Below are 1,259 nucleotides of genomic sequence, written 5' to 3' on the forward strand. Positions count from 1 at the left end.
GCCGCCTCGTTGACGAGGTTCATCAGGTCGGCGCCGGAGAAACCGGGCGTGCCGCGGGCAATGGTCTTGATGTTGACGTCGGGCGCCAGCGGCACCTTGCGGATATGCACCTTCAGAATCTGCTCCCGGCCGACGACGTCGGGGTTCGGCACCACGACCTGACGGTCGAAGCGGCCCGGACGCAGCAGCGCGGGATCGAGCACGTCGGGGCGGTTGGTCGCGGCAATCAGGATCACGCCCTCATTGGCCTCGAAGCCGTCCATCTCGACCAGCAACTGGTTCAGCGTCTGCTCGCGCTCATCATTGCCGCCGCCAAGACCGGCGCCACGGTGACGGCCGACCGCGTCGATTTCGTCGATGAAGATGATGCACGGCGCATTCTTCTTGGCCTGCTCGAACATGTCGCGGACGCGGCTGGCGCCGACGCCGACAAACATCTCGACGAAGTCGGAACCCGAAATGGTGAAGAACGGCACATTGGCTTCGCCCGCGACGGCGCGAGCGATCAGCGTCTTACCGGTGCCGGGCGGGCCGACCAGCAGCACGCCGCGCGGAATCCGTCCGCCGAGCCGCTGGAACTTGCCGGGATCGCGCAGGAACTCGACGATCTCCTGCAGGTCCTGCTTGGCTTCATCGACGCCCGCGACGTCTTCGAAGGTGACGCGACCATGGGCCTCCGTCAGCATCTTGGCGCGCGACTTGCCGAAACCCATCGCCTTGCCGGCGCCGCCCTGCATCTGACGCGACAGGAAAATCCACACGCCGATCAGCGCAATGAACGGCAGCCAGGAGACGAGCAGCGACACGAACCACGGCACGCTGTCGCCCGGCGGCTTCGCGGTGATCTGCACCTTGGCGTCATAGAGCTTTTTCACCAGTCCCGGATCGGTCGGGGCATAGGTCTGGAAGTTGGAGCCGTTGGTGAAGGTGCCGTGAATTTCCTGTCCCTGGATCACGACATCGCGAACATTGTTCTGGTCGACCTCCGTCAGCAACTGCGAGAAGGAAATATCCTGTGCCGTCGCGTGATGGCCGGGATTCTGGAACAGCGTGAACAGCGCCAACAGGAGCAAGACGATGATGACCCAGAGGGCGAAGTTGCGCATATTGGCGTTCATCGATTTTCCTTCGGGGCTGCGCGGATCGCAGCCGGATGTCCCTGCATCGACTCAACAGATAGGGGGTGCCGACTGGATACAATTTAGGCGCGGAGGTTGCCGCTGCCAAGGGAACCACGCCGGACTCTTAATAAATTAAAC

General features: G+C 63.0%; 1 protein-coding gene. It reads right to left on the reverse strand.

What is annotated here, in order from left to right; genetic code table 11:
- Positions 1-1,118 (reverse strand): FtsH/Yme1/Tma family ATP-dependent metallopeptidase (locus tag BGN91_RS10470; protein WP_292612887.1); only part of this gene is annotated, 1,118 nt, incomplete at its 3' end.
- Positions 1,119-1,259: the final 141 nt, after the last annotated feature.

The organism is Nitrobacter sp. 62-13 (genome assembly GCF_001896955.1).
Lineage (GTDB): Bacteria > Pseudomonadota > Alphaproteobacteria > Rhizobiales > Xanthobacteraceae > Nitrobacter.